The 16,816-nt window shown below is 42.9% G+C and carries 10 protein-coding genes and 1 tRNA gene; 7 read left to right on the top strand and 4 right to left on the bottom strand.

Going from position 1 to position 16,816, the window contains the following annotated elements:
• Position 1: 1 nt before the first annotated feature.
• The 3 genes from AAFN85_RS27765 to AAFN85_RS27755 all read right to left on the bottom strand — a co-directional run bounded on the left by AAFN85_RS27765 (position 2) and on the right by AAFN85_RS27755 (position 2,571).
• Complete coding sequence (locus tag AAFN85_RS27765; RefSeq protein ID WP_347531226.1) at positions 2-556, bottom strand: hypothetical protein; 555 nt, start codon at positions 554-556, stop codon at positions 2-4.
• Positions 557-865: 309 nt separating this feature from the next.
• Positions 866-941, bottom strand: a tRNA-Gly gene (locus tag AAFN85_RS27760).
• A 154-nt stretch (positions 942-1,095) separates the two neighbouring features.
• Positions 1,096-2,571, bottom strand: coding sequence for a two-component regulator propeller domain-containing protein (locus tag AAFN85_RS27755; RefSeq protein WP_347531225.1), 1,476 nt, complete (start codon positions 2,569-2,571; stop codon positions 1,096-1,098).
• 226 nt (positions 2,572-2,797) lie between these two features.
• Here AAFN85_RS27755 and AAFN85_RS27750 point away from each other — a divergent pair, with 226 nt between their 5' ends.
• Complete coding sequence (locus AAFN85_RS27750) at positions 2,798-3,331, top strand: RNA polymerase sigma-70 factor (RefSeq protein ID WP_347531224.1); 534 nt, start codon at positions 2,798-2,800, stop codon at positions 3,329-3,331.
• A gap of 88 nt (positions 3,332-3,419) precedes the next feature.
• Here the strand turns inward: AAFN85_RS27750 and AAFN85_RS27745 are convergent, their stop codons facing one another.
• The gene (locus tag AAFN85_RS27745) at positions 3,420-3,797 is read right to left on the bottom strand and encodes a VOC family protein (RefSeq protein ID WP_347531223.1); all 378 of its coding nucleotides are present in this window, start codon (positions 3,795-3,797) and stop codon (positions 3,420-3,422) included.
• A gap of 264 nt (positions 3,798-4,061) precedes the next feature.
• Between AAFN85_RS27745 and AAFN85_RS27740 the strand changes: the two genes are divergently transcribed.
• The 6 genes from AAFN85_RS27740 to AAFN85_RS27715 all read left to right on the top strand — a co-directional run bounded on the left by AAFN85_RS27740 (position 4,062) and on the right by AAFN85_RS27715 (position 16,813).
• A complete protein-coding gene (locus AAFN85_RS27740) occupies positions 4,062-5,120 on the top strand; it encodes a FecR domain-containing protein (protein ID WP_347531222.1) in 1,059 nt (352 codons plus the stop codon).
• A 186-nt stretch (positions 5,121-5,306) separates the two neighbouring features.
• Complete coding sequence (locus AAFN85_RS27735) at positions 5,307-8,672, top strand: TonB-dependent receptor (RefSeq protein ID WP_347531221.1); 3,366 nt, start codon at positions 5,307-5,309, stop codon at positions 8,670-8,672.
• A 4-nt stretch (positions 8,673-8,676) separates the two neighbouring features.
• On the top strand, positions 8,677-10,164 hold the full coding sequence (locus AAFN85_RS27730; RefSeq protein WP_347531220.1) for a RagB/SusD family nutrient uptake outer membrane protein: 1,488 nt from the start codon (positions 8,677-8,679) through the stop codon (positions 10,162-10,164).
• Between the two features lie 91 nt (positions 10,165-10,255).
• Positions 10,256-12,451: an alpha-N-acetylglucosaminidase gene (locus AAFN85_RS27725; protein ID WP_347531219.1), complete on the top strand. Its 2,196-nt coding sequence runs from the start codon at positions 10,256-10,258 to the stop codon at positions 12,449-12,451.
• Positions 12,452-12,742: 291 nt separating this feature from the next.
• Positions 12,743-15,679: a beta-galactosidase gene (locus AAFN85_RS27720; protein ID WP_347531218.1), complete on the top strand. Its 2,937-nt coding sequence runs from the start codon at positions 12,743-12,745 to the stop codon at positions 15,677-15,679.
• 6 nt (positions 15,680-15,685) lie between these two features.
• Positions 15,686-16,813: a heparan-alpha-glucosaminide N-acetyltransferase domain-containing protein gene (locus tag AAFN85_RS27715; protein WP_347531217.1), complete on the top strand. Its 1,128-nt coding sequence runs from the start codon at positions 15,686-15,688 to the stop codon at positions 16,811-16,813.
• The last annotated feature ends 3 nt before the right edge of the window (positions 16,814-16,816 follow it).

Below are 16,816 nucleotides of genomic sequence, written 5' to 3'. Positions count from 1 at the left end.
ACTATGGTAACTTTGCCGGGGGCGATGGGTTTGAATCGATATTGCTTGCCGAATCCGAATCGCCGTAATTAATATATAAGCCATTTTTCACCAAGCCAATAGCATACACTACGTGCTGGTTTGACGCTAATATTTTAGGTGTAAATACAAGGTAATCATAATCGCGTTTTTTACCGGCATCTGTAGATATGATAGCAATAATAGCTTTTTTGGTAAGATAGGTATTACCTAAAACAGCCGGTCCGGTAAGGTTTACCAGTGTGTCTTTAGCAATGGCCAGCGTATCCGGGTGTAATGCGTTCAGGTAGCTGCCCGCGGTATCAATCACGTACGATACCAGCTGGTAAGGATGCTTTGCATCGCCAACATCGGGCGTGTAAAACTGGAAGATAAAATTGTCGGTTTTTGAGGTGTCGAGCCAGTGGTTAACCTGGGCCGCCGTGTATTTTACCTGCGCAAATTTGGTAGGTTGCTTGCACGATGCCATAAACAGCAACGAGCCTGCCATGGCCATTAGGTAAAACAATTTGAAGAAACGAGGGTCGTGTTTTTTCATGATATAAATAGGTTTTAGTGAGTAGGAAAGTTAGGGATATTATTTAAATAGTAAATAGATAAGATAAATGATATGTTGGGGGTACTAAATATACGTTGTTAACTATTTGAAGGAGTTTGACTACTTTTTAGGTTGCGCAAAGCAAATCGATACCTTTCAAAATTTTAGTAAAAATAGGCTGGTGTTACGAGTTGGGTATGCGTATAAATACTCAAAAGTTATAAAGCGTAATTGTACGCCACTTTGGTGGGGGGGGAGCAGGGAATTGGGGTTAACAAAAAAAGCCTCCCTGTTTTACAGAGAGGCTTTTGGAGCGAAAGACGAGATTCGAACTCGCGACCCCGACCTTGGCAAGGTCGTGCTCTACCAACTGAGCTACTTTCGCAGTAGTGATACATTGTGTGTATCATTTTTTGGTGGTGCAAAGATATAAAATCCCGGCTATTTAAAAGTGTGTTAACAAAAAATACACACAGTAAATATTTAAGATTTTGATTTTCAGCCCGAAAATTTTTAGAACCCCGGGCTGAAAATTACAATTATGCCCCTGTTTTTTTCTTTACCCTTACTAAACCATTGGCGGTTGTGGTGTAAATAGTACCTTTTGAGTCTTGTAGTAACTGGTAAATTTTAAAACCCGGCATTGGCGAGTTGGTGTTATGATAGTTTTCCCAGCTATCAGTAAGGTTAAACCTTACCAGGCCCGATTGATCAGTCCCTAACCAAAGCACATGCTCAAACTTATCATACAGCATACAGTTAACCCGGTTTGATGGCAAGCCCGAATTAACATCATTATAATGGGCCCATTTGCCGCGTGCATTGATCACAGCAAGGCCTTCTTTATCGCTTTCGGTTGCTGATTGTTGGTTGCAATCCTGCAATGAAAAATAAACGTTGCCGGCCTCATCTTCAACAGCACCGGTAATACAGGTGTTTTTTAACGGTGTATTTAAGTTATTGTATGAGGTAATGATAGTGCCATCAATCATGATAGTTCCTTTTGATGTACCTATCCACAGTCGTTTATACTTATCAACATACGCAAAAACAACATTGCTTGATGGCAGTTCTGGCATCGATTTTTTGTTCAGTACCACCACTTTGTCCTTCCGTTTTACCACAAGGCCATTTTGGGTGGCAAATAACAGTTCGCCGTTGCGGCTGTTCAGGATCTGGGTAACCCCGCGCGACAAAAACTGTTTAAAATCAAACTGCTGCCAACCACTTTGATTATATAGATATACCTGGTTGTTGGCATATACCCACTTGTTGTTGTCTTTATCAATCAATACCTCTTTAATAGCAGCATCTGTTGCAAACGGCGAGTTGTATTCCGTAACCGGGATAAAGGTTGTTCCCTCAAAGCGGGTCATGCCCTTAGCGGTAGCATACCATAACATGTCCGATTGATCGATAGCGCACGATTGGCTAATGTTATCGGGTAGGGGGGAGTTATACTTTGTCCAGGTAGTAAACTCGTAATTTTTTAGCGAGAGGTTAGCGTAGGCGTTCTTGTTATAGATCACCGGATCGCCCGGAGGGGTTTGTTCGCTTAAATCCATCCTTGCCATCTGGCCATATATACCACCGCTTATAAAGCGGAATATCACGTTTACCGATGATGCTACAGGTTTACCCCCAACCATCGCTGGTTTCCATGGGCAGCCGTTAAGATAGGTGATCAACTCGGCAGTGAGGGGGCTTTTGGTAGCATCGTTATGGCTAAGTACACAGGCAAATCCCCGTTCGTCAACATATACCTGGAAGGTTATGGAACCCTGGGCGTCCCTGAGCATATAGCGCGTATTGATCCTCGCGGCCACAAAATCAAGCGTGAGCTGATCGCAGTAAGCCCGCGGATCGCCACACTCAACGCAGAATTGAGCCGATTGACAATAATCTATTTTTTGAAGAAACAGACTTTGCGCCGAAAGCATCGACGGTAAAAAGCAGAAAAACAGGCCTGTAAGTAACAGCCTGCGTGTTTTGAGTTTAAAAAAAGAAGCCAGCATTACGCTTATAAATAAAAGAAAGCAAACGCGAAACAGCAAATGAATGATAGTTAAATTATGTTAAACAAAGCTAAGGATAATAAATGAGGATAATATGAAGCCTGAAAAGGCCGCTGTAACGAATAGAAGGAGGATTTTGTATGAAGAGGATCGAACTCCCGTTATGTATTTTTTTCTTTACATTTGTCGCGGTATTCTGTATTGATCTTTTTAATTGGCTGTCACCTTGAATATACAGGAGCTTGTACATCTTATTCAGTTTAATAATGATGAGGCTGCCTTCAATCAGCTTTACCGCTTGCAGGTAAATAAGCTTTACCAGTTTGCATATTCATTTTTAGGTGATAAAGAACCCGCCGAAGAGATAGTTAATGATGTTTTCCTGAAAATTTGGCTAAACCGCGCATCGCTGGATAATATCCGCAATATGCAGGTATATATGTATATAACGGTTAAAAACGCCTGCCTTAACCATATCAGGGGCACATCATCCAGGCAACTGAAAGAGGTAAACATAGCCGAATCATATTATTTTCATCTTTCTGTTGATCCCGCGCAGCTATTGATCAGTAAAGAGCTGCAATCAGAAATTTTAAGCGCCGTTGATAACCTGCCGCCCCGGTGCAGGCTTATCTTTAAAATGGTTAAGCAGGATGGGCTATCGTGTAAGGAAGTTGCGGCTATTCTTAATTTATCGCACAAAACTGTGTTCGCGCAGTTGGTTATCGCTTTGAAAAAGCTGGAGAGCGTTATTGGGTAGATTTGCTTTTACGTAAAGGCACCGTAGAGCCCAGACTTACGAAGTTTTAAAAACTTCGTAAGTCTTCGCGTTTTTCAAGCTATCTGCCTCAATCCTTCGGCTCCCAAAGCTCAATGATATTGCCTTCCGGATCAAGGATGTGCAGAAACTTGCCGTAATCATATTCGGCAATTTCGTCAACAATGGTCACGTTTTCTTTTTGTAATTCGGCCAGCAACTCAGCCAGGTTTTCTACCCGGTAGTTGATCATGAAAGGTTTGCTTGATGGGTTGAAGTATTTGGTATCCTGCGGAAAAGTGCACCACGATGTTGATCCTTTTTTCGACGGGTCATCGGCTTCCTGCCATTCAAAAGTTGTTCCGTAAGCGCTGCTTGGCAGGCCAAGGTTTTTGGTGTACCATTCGTTTATCTGTTTTGGGTTATCGCTTTTAAAAAACACGCCGCCAATGCCGGTTACCTTTTTCATAGTTTAATATTTGTATGGTTAAAAATGGATAGTTATATAAGTAGAAGGTTATTGTTATAGTGCAGAAGTTTTAAAGCAATTTCCATCTAATTACACACATTATCAAATCTGTTTTTAAATCTGTTTGAGTACAAAAACTACAGCCTTTACTCCGAAGATATCTCCCCCAAAAAAAATTTTAAATTCTTTTAGGAAAAAGCGAATGCTGATGTGTCCTTACAGCAGAACAATATAAAAATGGGGAAATCGAGGTTTAATGAACTTATGGCTAAAAAGATGGATGGTTCGGCTACCCGCGAGGAGCTAAACGAGCTGAACGTGTTTTTAGATCAGCATCCCGGATATAAAAAAAATGAGCAGGTTACCGATGCTTTAACAGGCACGTTTAAAAATAACAAAACCGTTTTATCCGACGCATCAATAAACAATAACCTTGATGAACTATGGTCTAAAATTAAACAGTACGATGAAACCGATGCCAACCATCTGCAAGATAATGTAAGGCCGATAGGTTACCGTAAATGGATAGGATGGGCAGCGGCAGTAATTGTATTCGCTTTGGTTGGATTTTGGTTTTATAATAAGCGCGCGCCGCAACCATTAGAGGCCGTGGTTATAAAAAAGGTAGATGTGCCTTTAGGGAATATGGCCCAGGTTACTTTGCCCGATGGCAGTACAGTTAAACTGAATGCCGGTAGCCACTTCAGTTATCCATCGGCTTTTATAGGTGCGCAACGCGAGGTGGATCTGGAAGGAGAGGGCTTTTTTGAGGTAACTAAAAATGCTAAGAAACCCTTTTTGGTACATACCGAAGGTTTTACGGTAAAAGTATTGGGTACAGTATTTAATGTAAAGGCCTATAGGGATGATAAAGAAACTGAAACCACGCTGTTAAAAGGAAAAGTACAAGTGGAGTTTGCCGACGATCCGGAAAAGAAAGTGATCCTGTCGCCGCACGAAAAGCTGACCATTAACAATCGCCAATATGCAGGTAAGCAGCAGGCACCGGTAATAGCGGCTAAGGTAAAATATGAGGTATCAACCCTACCTGTAGGTACGGGCGATACTTTTCCTGAAAACGCCTGGATAGAAAATAAGATCATGTTTGCCAACAGTGCCTTTGAAGATGTAGCCCTGCAAATAGAACGCAAATACAATGTGCATATCGTATTTACTGATGAGGCCTTAAAAAAAGAGCAGCTAAGCGGTGTGCTTGAAAATGAAAGCCTGGAAACGGCTATTAATTATTTAAAACAGATAGTAGCCCTGCAAACCAAAATGGAGGGCGATACAGTTTACCTGGCTTATAAAACAAAGAGATAATAAACCATCAATACTAACTTAAACAAAACGCATGAGGAAAAATATTTACTTATCAGATTCCTGAAAATCCAATAAGAAACAAGGGAAGAGGTGCAACTCTTCCCCGCAAAAATCTGGGATTTATCATTGTGAGTAAGCGAGTTGGAACCGAGCTTACTCTATCCATTAATTTTCAAAACAAATGTAATGAAAAAAACAAGAAGGGCATTTGCTATTCCGGGTGCCCCCGTATGCCTTAAAGTTATCTTGCTAATGAAAGCAGTTTTCTTTGTGATATTGGCTACCTGCATGCAAGCTTCTGCAAGTGTTTACTCGCAGCAAAAGTTTACGCTCAGTGTTAAGCAAACCGATGTAAGTACCATACTTACTAAAATTCAAAAACAAAGCGATTACCGTTTCTTTTACAACTATGCCGCCATTAAAGGTTTAGGCAAGGTTGATCTGGATGTTAAAAACGCTTCCATCAGCGAGATATTAGGCTCGCTAATTGACGATAAACTCCCCTATAAAATAGCTGATGATCATGTGGTTATCATTTCAACCCCCGAGGCAGGCAACAATCCTATCATTGTGAAAGGTAAAGTTACCGATGCCAAGGGGGAGCCACTGATCGGCGTAAACGTAAAAGTGCAGGGAACAAACCAGGGTACAACGACTGATGTTAACGGTAATTTTAGCCTGAATGCGCCTGATAAGGCTGTGTTGGAGATAAGCTACATTGGCTATGAGAAAAAGACCGTAGTTGTTAACGGTGCGCAATCATTAAACATTACACTTGCTCCACTGCCTGCAGCTTTAACCGAGGTTGTTGTAGTTGGTTATGGTACCAGTAAAAAAGTAGATGTTACCGGCTCGGTTGCAAGTGTAAAAGGTGGCGATATTCAGAACCTGCCTGTAGCTTCGGCTGCTCAGGCTTTAGATGGCCGTGCAAGTGGCGTAAGCATTGTGCGTAATGATGGTTCGCCAGGGGCTGCGCCAAGCATCCGTATTCGCGGTACCGGTACTATTAATGATGCTAACCCGCTTATTGTAATTGACGGTGTACCTACCAGTAACCCGGATGCATTGAGTGATATCAACCCTAATGACATCGCTTCGGTCGACATTTTGAAAGATGCTTCTTCAAGCGCTATTTACGGTACAAGGGCTGCCAATGGCGTAGTTTTGGTAACTACTAAAAAAGGTACTTACAATCAAAAATTAGCTACTACGGTAAACTTTTACAACGGTTTCTCTAACACTACCAAATATCTTAAAGTATTGACCGCGCCCGATCTGTATACCCTAAAAAGGGAACGCTACACCAACGACGGGCAAACTATAGATCCACTTTGGAACGATACTTATTATGCTACTCAACGTACCGACTGGCAACGCGCTATTATGGGTACAGGGCATGTAACCAACGGCGATGTTAATATACAAGGTGGTAATGATGTGTCGAACTATTACTTTTCGCAGTCTATTTACAATGAGGATGGTATTATTGATAAAGCCAACTTTAAGCGTTACAGCACCCGTGTTAATTCAGAGCATAAAGTATCATCATGGTTAAAACTGGGCGAAAACATCCAGTTAACCTACGGCAACCAAAACGGCTTTGATAACAGGAGTTCGCAAACAGGTTTAATTTTTTCGGCTTTACGTTTTAATCCGGCAATACCGCTGGTTAATCCTGATGGTACTTTTGGTACAGCCAAAGCTAACGGCCAGTTGGGCGATATCAACAGCCCGTATGCTACCATTCAAGAAACGGATAAATACACCAAAAAATATCGCATGCTTGCTAACGCTTTTGCCGAAGTATCATTTTTAAAAGATTTTAAATTACGCGTTAACTACGCTTTTGATGGCGCACTTATCCGTAATTATAATTTTAGCATAGCTGATGTAAACCAGGTAAGGCCTAATAATTTTTCTACCTTAACACAAAGTGAAGAGGAAGTATCATCACAGTTACTTGAATCGTTTCTTACTTATGATAAGGTGTTTGGTAAAAGCCACGTAACGTTTACCGGTGGTTATTCATACCAAAACTTTAACGACTATGGTTTTAATGCTCAAAGAGTTGGTTATGACGATACTGCTTTTGATCAACGTGTGCTTAGCACCGGTAACGCACAGTTTAATTCAAGTTTGCCAGTTCAGCCATCTTCACTTCAATCGGGTTTTGCGAGGTTGTTTTACGATTACGATAGCAGGTTCCTGGCAACAGTTACCTTCCGTGCAGACGGATCATCCAAATTTGCTCCGGGCAAACAATGGGGTTACTTTCCTGCGTTTTCATTGGGTTGGAGATTATCAAACGAGCAGTTTATCAAAAACATAACATGGCTTAGCAACTTGAAATTAACAGGTGGTTACGGCGAGTTGGGTAACCAGAACGTTGATCCTTACCAATATCTTAGTTTAATAAAAATTGGCAGCACTTATGAAAACGGAGGCTATGTTTTTGGCGGTCAGGGAGTAAGCGGCGCCGCTGTTACCAGTATTGCCAACCCCGATATTACCTGGGAACGCACAGCGATGACAAACATCACGCTCGAAGCCGGTTTTTTAAATAACCAATTAAATACAACGGTAACCTATTTCAATAAGGAAACCAAAAAAATGTTGGTTCCATCATCTGAGGTTTCTACGGTGGGTAGCGTAAATATTCCGGATAAAAACATAGCTAACATGAATAACCATGGTATTGAGGTTGATGTTAACTATCAGGGCGGTAATAAATTGAAATACACTATTGGTGCGAATGCTTCATTTATTAAAAATAAAGTTACCAAGCTTTATGGTCCAGGTGCTTTCATCGGATCTGTGGTTTACGGTCGCTCAAGTCAGGAAATTTCCCGTACTTATGAAGGTCAGCCAATCGCTTCGTTTTACGGTTGGAAAACCAATGGCTTATACCAAACACAGGCCGATATTGATAATGATCCGGCGCTAAAAAATGACTCAAGAAAAGGTAGCATTCGCCCCGGCGATGTACGTTTTGTAGATATCAATAATGACGGTGTTATTGATGGTAACGATCGTACTTACCTTGGCAACCCTAATCCTAATGTTACAGCAGGTATACAGGGTAGCTTATCTTATAAAGGTTTCGATTTCTCGGCTAATATTACCGGTGTATTTGGTGTAAGCCTGTACAACGCGGACAGGATGCAAGGTATCGACCCAACTTATCCATTTAACCTTTATGCCGAAACTTTAGGCCGTTGGACTGGCCCTGGAACAAGCAACACTATCCCAAGGTTATCGCTTGATCGCCCTAACGACAACTACCGCACGTCTGATCTGTTTGTAGAAAGCGGAAACTACGTGAGTCTTAAAAATGCAACCTTCGGTTATACTTTGCCAATGACATGGTCAAAAAAGGCAGCGTTGAAAAGTGTAAGGTTTTATGCATCGGGTCAAAATATCTTTTATATAACCAAATACAAAGGTTATACACCTGAATTAGGTTATACCGATGGTAACCTACAGCGCGGTGTTGACGTTGCCCAATACCCTTCGGTACGCACAATTACTTTCGGTGTAACAGTTAAATTATAAAATCATGAAATCGAACAACATATTATATATAGCGATAGGATTGGCTTTATTTAACAGCGGCTGTAAAAAGGCGTTGGATTTGAAGCAGCAGGGGGTTTATACTTCTGACAATTATTTCAGGAACGAGGTTGACGCAGTTAACGCGGTAAGCGGGATCTACAGCCTTTTAGAAGAGGAAGATTATATAGGCCACGCCGAATCAACTTTTGATACACCATCTGATGATTACTGGCGCTCAGGTGACCATGGTGAAGATGAGGCCATTGAGAATTTAACATACGATGCTTCAAACCCTGCTATCAGGTACCCCTATAAATGGCGCTATGAAGAGATAAACCGCTCTACTAACTGTATCATTAATATCCCAAAAATTACAGCAATTTCTGCCGATGTTAAAAATCGTAGTATGGGTGAGGCTTACTTTTTGAGGGCTTTTGGCTACTGGCGTGCAATGTTGATCCACGGTGATGTGCCGATCATCACCGATGAGGACTACGCCAAGCAGTTGTTTAACGTACCAAAATCGCCTATTGAAGAGGTTAGGAAACAAATAGAAAGCGATTTGCTGAAAGCTGTTGACCTCTTGCCGGAAAGCTATGGCCCATCAGACCGGGGACGCGTAAGCAAAGGTACCGCGTTGGGATTATTAACCAAACTGTACATGTACTGGGAAAAATTGCCTGAGGCTATTACTACGGGGCAAAAGGTGATCAACAACGCCCATTACGCGTTGGCGGCCAATTACACTGATAACTTTACCCGCGCCAATGAAAACAGCACAGAATTGCTTTTCTCAATTCAGGCTTTACAAAATGTAGTTCAAAACGACTTTACCGTTTATTACATTCCAAGGCCGTGGGGCGGGTATGGTTTTAGCCAGCCGCTACAAGGACTTGCCAATGAATTTGAGGCTAATGATCCACGAAAAAAAGCTACGTTATTAGCCGTTGGTGATATTATAGATATAGGTTTAGTTAGCACCCGCCAAAGCGTATTTACGGCCGATCTTTCGGCTACAGGCTTTGCTTTCAGGAAATACGCGGTATTTAACCCACCAAACGGAACAAATGATGGAGGTGTAGATCATAGTTATGCGGTGCCTTTGTTGCGCTCTGCAGATATTTATCTTTTAGTTGCCGAGGCATTGATTCGTACGCAAGGTGCAGGTGCTGGAGACGCGCTGATTAACCAGATCAGGCGCAGGGCATCAGCATCGCTTCCTCCGGTTTCGGGTGCAGGCATGAAAGAGCTTATTCACGAGCGCCGTGTAGAACTTGCCGGCGAAGGCGAGCGTCACCAGGATTTAATGCGTTGGGATAAAAAGAACATTGTTGATATTGCAGCTATTTATAACCTCCCGGTTTCAAAAGCGCCTCTTGATCAATCAAAAACGATAACTTTTATCCGCCCTAAAAATTATTATTTCCCGCTACCACAGCAGGAAATTGATAAAAGTAAAGGCGTTCTGATCCAGAACCCTAACTTTAAATAAGCTATAATGATAAAATGCCGGTACACAGTTTATGCTGTTACCGGCATTTTTTATTGAATTTTACATCCCTTAATTTATACCGGTAATATTGATGAAAAAAGGCATACTTACAGCTTTTGTTATTGCATTGGGTTTTAGCGCCCAGGCCCAGGTTGACCAAAAGGCCAGTCATGATTTTATTGAAAGGGTGATCCCTGGCCGTTCGGTTTCGTTTGTTGTTGAAGCTATTCCGCAAGAAAATGGTAAAGATGTTTTTGAGTTAAGCAGCCACGATGGGAAGATCGTTTTGAAAGGCAATAACGGCCTTTCCATTGCTTCGGCATTAAATTACTACCTCAAAAATTATTGCAATGCCGATATCGGCTGGAATGGTACCAACTTAAACCTGCCTGCCAGTTTACCGATGGTAAAAGGTTTTATTCATAAAAACACACCATATCAATACAGGTACTATCTTAACTATTGCACATTCAATTACACCATGGCCTGGTGGGATTGGGCACGCTGGCAAAAAGAAATTGATTGGATGGCTTTGAATGGTATCAACATGCCGCTTGCCATTACCGGCGAAGAAGCTGTTTGGCAGGATGTTTACAAAGGCATGGGTTTTACCGATAAGGAGCTTGATGCCTTTTTTAGCGGTCCGGCATATTTTTCGTGGTTTTGGATGGGTAACATCGATGCATGGGGCGGTCCGCTGCCACAGCATTGGAAGGATTCGCATAAAGAATTGCAGAAAAAGATCCTGGAGCGTGAACGTTCATTTGGGATGAAACCGGTGTTGTCATCATTTACAGGTCATGTGCCGCCGTCGTTTAAAGACAGGTTTCCGAAGGCCAAAGTGAAGCGCACCAATTGGGATGCCGGTTTCCCGGATGTATTTATCCTTGATCCGGACGATGAGTTGTTTGAAACTATCGGCAAAAAATACATTGAAGCCCAAACCAAAGAGTTTGGAACAGATCACCTTTACTCGGCCGATACATTTAATGAGAATGTGCCGCCAACCAACGATTCAACCTACCTGGATGGCATGAGCAAAAAGGTATTCAACTCGATGGCCGCTGCCGATCCTAAAGCCGTTTGGGTAATGCAGGGTTGGATGTTCCACTACAACGGTAAATTCTGGGGCCAGCCGCAGATCAAAGCTTTATTGAACGCGGTGCCAGATGAACACATGATTGTGTTAGACTTATACAGCGATGCCCACCCGGTATGGAACCGTACCGAAGCTTACTATGGCAAACCCTGGATCTGGAGCATGCTGCAAAACTTTGGTGGTAACATTAGTTTGTTCGGTAGAATGCGCCATGTGGCTGCTGACCCTGCCATTGCCTTGCATGATCCTGAATCAAAAAATATGCAGGGGATAGGGATTACTCCCGAGGGTATTGAACAAAACCCCGCTCTTTTTGCCCTGATGCTGGAAAACGTTTGGCGCGATACCCCGATTGATGCCGATGCCTGGATCCAGGATTATGCAAAACGCAGGTACGGTCGGGTAAATACCAACGCCTCTGAAGCCTGGCACATTTTGCTAAATTCAGTTTATGCAAGCGGACTTACAGAAGGCGGTCCGGAATCTATCATAGTAGCAAGGCCAACCATGCTTCCTAAAATAGATCGTGTTTTAACTCATCTGGACTATGATCCGAAAAAACTAAATAAAGCATGGGAATTGCTCATCGCATCTGCCGATAGCCTGAAACAGAGCGATGGTTTTCAATACGATCTGGTAGATGTAACCCGCCAGGTATTGGCAAACTACGCAAGTCCGCTGCAGCAAAAAATGGCTGCTGCTTACAAAAGCGGCAATAAGGAAGATTTTAAAAAGTACAGCACAGCCTTTTTGCAGCTAATGGATGATATGGACGCGCTGCTGGCCACCCGCAAAGATTTCCTGCTGGGTAAATGGATCAATGAAGCCCGCGCCAATGGCATCACCGATAAAGAAAAGAACCTGTACGAATTTAATGCCCGCGACCTGGTAACCCTTTGGGGCGATAAAGAAAGCGGCCTGCGCGAATACTCCAACAGGCAATGGGCTGGTTTAATAAAAGGCTATTACAAACCACGCTGGGAGTTATACTTTACGCAGTTGAATAAATCGCTATCAACCGGAACAGCTTTTGATGAAAAGGCGTTTGATAAGCAGGTAAAAGATTGGGAGTGGAGCTGGGTTAACCGCCATGATAATGCTTATACTGATGCTGTGAAGGGCAACCCGGTTGAGCAGGCTAAGGCTTTGTTTGCTAAGTATAATGATGTTGTTAAGCATGCTTATTAATCCGATAAAAAATATAAAATTCGTCATTGCGAGGTACGAAGCAATCCCCAATTAGCAGATCCGCCTTGTATAGTTCGCGATTGCTTCGTACCTCGCAATGACATAATAAAAAATTAAGGTCGTGCTGAACTTGTTTCAGCATCCCACTCGCTAAGCAACCATGCTATGCAAAGCGGCGACCTGTCCTGTGGGATGCCGAAATAAATTCGGCATGACGGTGAGGGGATATATCATATACTCCTTCAGAGGCACAGGCTTTTACATAATCGCAATGACGAATTTGCAACAGTTATGAAGAAAATCTTACACCTGTTTTTAACAGGAATACTTTTATCCATCTGTACAACCACGTACAGTCAATCCTCTAACGATCATATTTTCCCTGCATCAGCGGTAGCCAAACCCTACATCGATTTTGATAGCAAAGGTTTCCTCGTAAACGGCAAACGCACATTCATCGTTTCGGCAGGTTTAGAGTATGCCCGTATCCCGCATCAGCTTTGGTATGATAGGTTACTGAAGATAAAACGTGCCGGCTTTAATTGCATCGAGATCTACACCATCTGGAATTTTCACGAACCAACAGAAGGTAAATTTGATTTTACCGGCGACCGTGACCTGAACGCTTTCCTTAAAATGGTGAAAGATCTGGGTATGTATTCCATCGTTCGTGTAGGCCCGTACTATTGCGCCGAGTGGGATTTTGGCGGCTATCCAATCTGGCTTAAATTTAAACCGGGGCTGAAGGTAAGGGAACCCAACCCGCAGTTTGAAAAATATGTTGATCGCTTTTTTGATCACCTGCTGCCTATCGTAACAACCAACCAAATTAATAAAGGTGGCTCGGTAATACTGGTACAGCTGGAAAACGAACACCCTAACGGCTGGGGAACCGCGATGCCGGATAGCTATTTTAAACATTTACAAACCAAAGCGCTGGACGCAGGCATCCAGGTACCTTATTTTTTCAGCGGCTTGCATCATGCAAGTGACCCAGCCGGCGATGGAAAACTGGACGATGCAAAGCGCCCTAACCCATGGTTCTCTACCGAATTCTGGAGCGTATGGTACTCTCAATACGGCGCTAAACCCGGCGACGATACCTTGTACGATCGCCGCACCTGGAAAATCATTGCTCATGGTGGCAACGGTTATAACTATTACATGGTTCACGGAGGATCGAATTTTGGCTATACCAATAACGATGAAGACGCGGCTTCTTATGATTACGGTGCCGCCATTGGTCAGGCTGGTGACTTAAGGCCGATTTACTATGCCTTTAAACGCGCAGCCTTATTTGCCCGCAGTTTTCAGGATATTTTAGAAAACAGCGCTGCCGATTCATCTTATAATAAACGGATTGCTGATACAGCTTTAAAAGTAACAGCTCGTAAAAGCCCGGCGGGTGATATTATGTTTATTGATAACTCTGGGAAGAAGACCATCTCTGCTCAATTAAATATCGGCGATAGCAAAAAATCACTTACCGTTTTGCCCGGCGAGATCTACCCGCTCATCCATAACTTTAAACTTAATGATGAAGTTACGCTTGATTGGGCATTAACAAGAGTATTTACCATTGTAAAACAAGGCAACACCACAACCATTATAGTTGATGCTGAACAGGGACAAGCGATCGATCTGCATTTCAATACCAAAAGCTCGCCGTCTGCAAGCAATTCGGCAGTAAAAGTTAACGGCTCGTTGGTAAATATTAGCGAAACGATGCCTGCCATCGAAAAGCCGACAGAATATCTTTTCAAGGCTGGCGACCAAACCATCCGCGTACTGGCTATGAACAGGCGGTGGACTGATAAAACCTTTGTTACCGAAGTTAATGGCCAGAATTATATTTTAAGTGGTGCGGGTTATATCAGTAACTCAACAATAAAAAACAATCAACTATCTGCTCAAATTGAAAGCCCGCTGCTATCAACAGAAAGCACTGCCATTTGGCTTTACTCTGATAAAAAATCAGAGCTTTTAAAGTCAGGTGGACAAAATACCTTTAAGCAAGCATCATCAATAGCGTTAAATAATTGGATGGCTAAGGATGCCACCGTTTTTGCAAATACAAATTACAAGGCTATCAATTGGATTAAATCTGCCAATCCACAGCCAATGGGTGCAGATGGCGATATCAGTCCGGATGCATGGTACAGGGCATCGCTCGACATCCCCGAAACAGGTAAATACACATTACAGGTAAACGTTGGGGGCAGGGGACAAGCGTTTATCGACGGTAAACCAGCTGCAAAATGGAAATTAAACAACGGCGAACTTACTTTAGATCTGAAGAAGGGCAAGCATACTTTGGCAGTGTTCGCGGGGCATGATGGCCGGGATAAGCTTGCAGCTTACATTGGTCCGGTTGATCAGGTTGACAATAAAGGCATTTTCGGCAAAGCGCTTATTAAAAAAGGCGGGCCGTTTATTAGCGAGTTAGGCAACTGGTATTATGCGCCAGCTCAAAAAGGCGATGTAAGCCAGGGGCCACCGGTATTTGATACCGCTAAGTTCAAAAAGTACAAAATCGGCACCGATGTATTCAACACCAAAGAAGGGTATGCCTGGTTCCTCACCGTTATTCCGCAACAACCCGCCGGTACCAATAAACTCACCTTGTTATTTAAAAGTGTTGATGAAAATGCAACGGTGTTTATTAACGGCAAAAAAGTATTTCATCATGTGGGCTGGAACCAACCTTTCCAGGTAGAGTTAACAGATGCAGCTACATTAAAAGCTCCGATAACCCTAAGTGTATTTATCGAAAACTACTCGAACGAAGGCGGCATTGATCAACCTGTAAAAATCAATGCAATTGGCGATGCGCCGGCAATAACCAACTGGCAAATGAAAGGCGGTTCCGGCAATCCGGCGGATAAAAACGGCTGGCAAAAGATGGTTGTGAAGAAAGATACAATCAGTGGCCCGCATTTCTATCGTTCATCATTCACTACTTCGCAGGTAAAAGGTAAAACGCTAATATGGAGGTTTGACCCTAAAGGTTTAGGACATGGTACCGTTTGGGTTAACGGGCATAATATTGGCCGCTATCCTGAAAAAATCCCGGTATCAAGTTTATATATTCCGGAGTGCTGGCTTAATAACGGCTTAAATCAATTAGTGATTTATGATGAGGACGGTAAGCAACCTACCCAATCAACCATTGTGGCCGAACAAGCTGCCGGTCGCACAATAACACAACAAAACGCAGATCTTAATTAATACAAAATGGCAATAGCAACCGAACGCTTTACTGCTTTAGATATTTTCAGGGGGATGACCATCTGTTTCATGATCATTGTTAATGCCCCCGGCTCGGGTGCCACGGTATGGGCACCGCTTGATCATGCCGCCTGGTTTGGCTTTACACCTACCGATCTCGTTTTTCCATCGTTTTTATTCGCGGTGGGTAATGCGCTGAGTTTCTCTAAAAAGAAATTTGAAACCGATGCTGCGTTCATCAGCAAGATCCTGAAACGCACGGTGATCATTTTTTTGTTGGGCTACCTGATGTACTGGTTCCCGTTTTTCCATCGTACTGCCGATGGCTGGGCATTTAACCCGCTAAACCATACCCGTATTATGGGCGTGCTGCAACGCATAGCGCTGTGTTACTTTTTCGGTGCGCTGATAGTTCATTATTGCAGTCAGAAAACGGCGGTGATGATCTCGGTGGTATTATTATTAGGTTATTGGTTATTCCTGGTGATGTTTGGCGAACTGGGAAAAGAGTTTACCATGCTGGGCAATGCAGGTACAAAGCTTGATATTGTTATAATGGGTAATGATCATTTATACCACGATAAAGGCGGCCCGATAGCCTTCGATCCCGAAGGTTTGTTGAGTACACTTACCGGTATTGTAAACGTAATAGGCGGCTTTTTAGCTGGTGCTTTCATCCAACGCAAAGGCAAAACTTACGAAACTGTGGCCAAGCTATTCATCTTCGGTGGATTGCTGATTGTATTGGCCTTGTTCTTCGGTCAGTTTTTCCCTGTAGCCAAAAAACTGTGGACAAGCACTTTCTCGTTGCTAACCATAGGTATTGACCTTGCTATTTTGGGCTTGTTGATCTTTGTTATCGAAATTGAGAAAGTTAAAAACGGCACTAATTTCTTCCTCATCCTCGGCCGTAACTCGTTGGCAATTTATCTGCTATCCGAATTACTGCTTACCGTGTTGCAAACCATTTGGGTGGCACCACAGCTGAGTTTTTACGATTGGATAAACCAGGTGTTTTATCAGCGGATATTCCCCGGGCCGCTGGGTACGCTGGTTTTTGCCATTTGTTATATGATGTTGTGCTGGGCGGTGGCTTATGTGTTGGATAAGCGGAAGATTTATATTAAGATATAATTA

The organism is Mucilaginibacter sp. CAU 1740, assembly GCF_039839285.1.
In the GTDB taxonomy this organism is placed as follows: Bacteria; Bacteroidota; Bacteroidia; order Sphingobacteriales; family Sphingobacteriaceae; genus Mucilaginibacter.
The sequence above is the reverse complement of the archived record's forward strand: the minus strand, read 5'-3'. Positions and strand labels throughout refer to the sequence as shown.

What these genes read in the sequence shown, in the direction of transcription:
- AAFN85_RS27745 (WP_347531223.1), bottom strand. Translation starts at nt 3,797, where the DNA reads ATGAAAAAGGTAACCGGCATTGGCGGCGTGTTTTTTAAAAGCGATAAC.
- AAFN85_RS27755 (WP_347531225.1), bottom strand. Translation starts at nt 2,571, where the DNA reads ATGCTGGCTTCTTTTTTTAAACTCAAAACACGCAGGCTGTTACTTACA.
- AAFN85_RS27730 (WP_347531220.1), top strand. Translation starts at nt 8,677, where the DNA reads ATGAAATCGAACAACATATTATATATAGCGATAGGATTGGCTTTATTT.
- AAFN85_RS27740 (WP_347531222.1), top strand. Translation starts at nt 4,062, where the DNA reads ATGGCTAAAAAGATGGATGGTTCGGCTACCCGCGAGGAGCTAAACGAG.
- AAFN85_RS27720 (WP_347531218.1), top strand. Translation starts at nt 12,743, where the DNA reads ATGAAGAAAATCTTACACCTGTTTTTAACAGGAATACTTTTATCCATC.
- AAFN85_RS27715 (WP_347531217.1), top strand. Translation starts at nt 15,686, where the DNA reads ATGGCAATAGCAACCGAACGCTTTACTGCTTTAGATATTTTCAGGGGG.
- AAFN85_RS27725 (WP_347531219.1), top strand. Translation starts at nt 10,256, where the DNA reads ATGAAAAAAGGCATACTTACAGCTTTTGTTATTGCATTGGGTTTTAGC.
- AAFN85_RS27735 (WP_347531221.1), top strand. Translation starts at nt 5,307, where the DNA reads ATGAAAAAAACAAGAAGGGCATTTGCTATTCCGGGTGCCCCCGTATGC.
- AAFN85_RS27765 (WP_347531226.1), bottom strand. Translation starts at nt 556, where the DNA reads ATGAAAAAACACGACCCTCGTTTCTTCAAATTGTTTTACCTAATGGCC.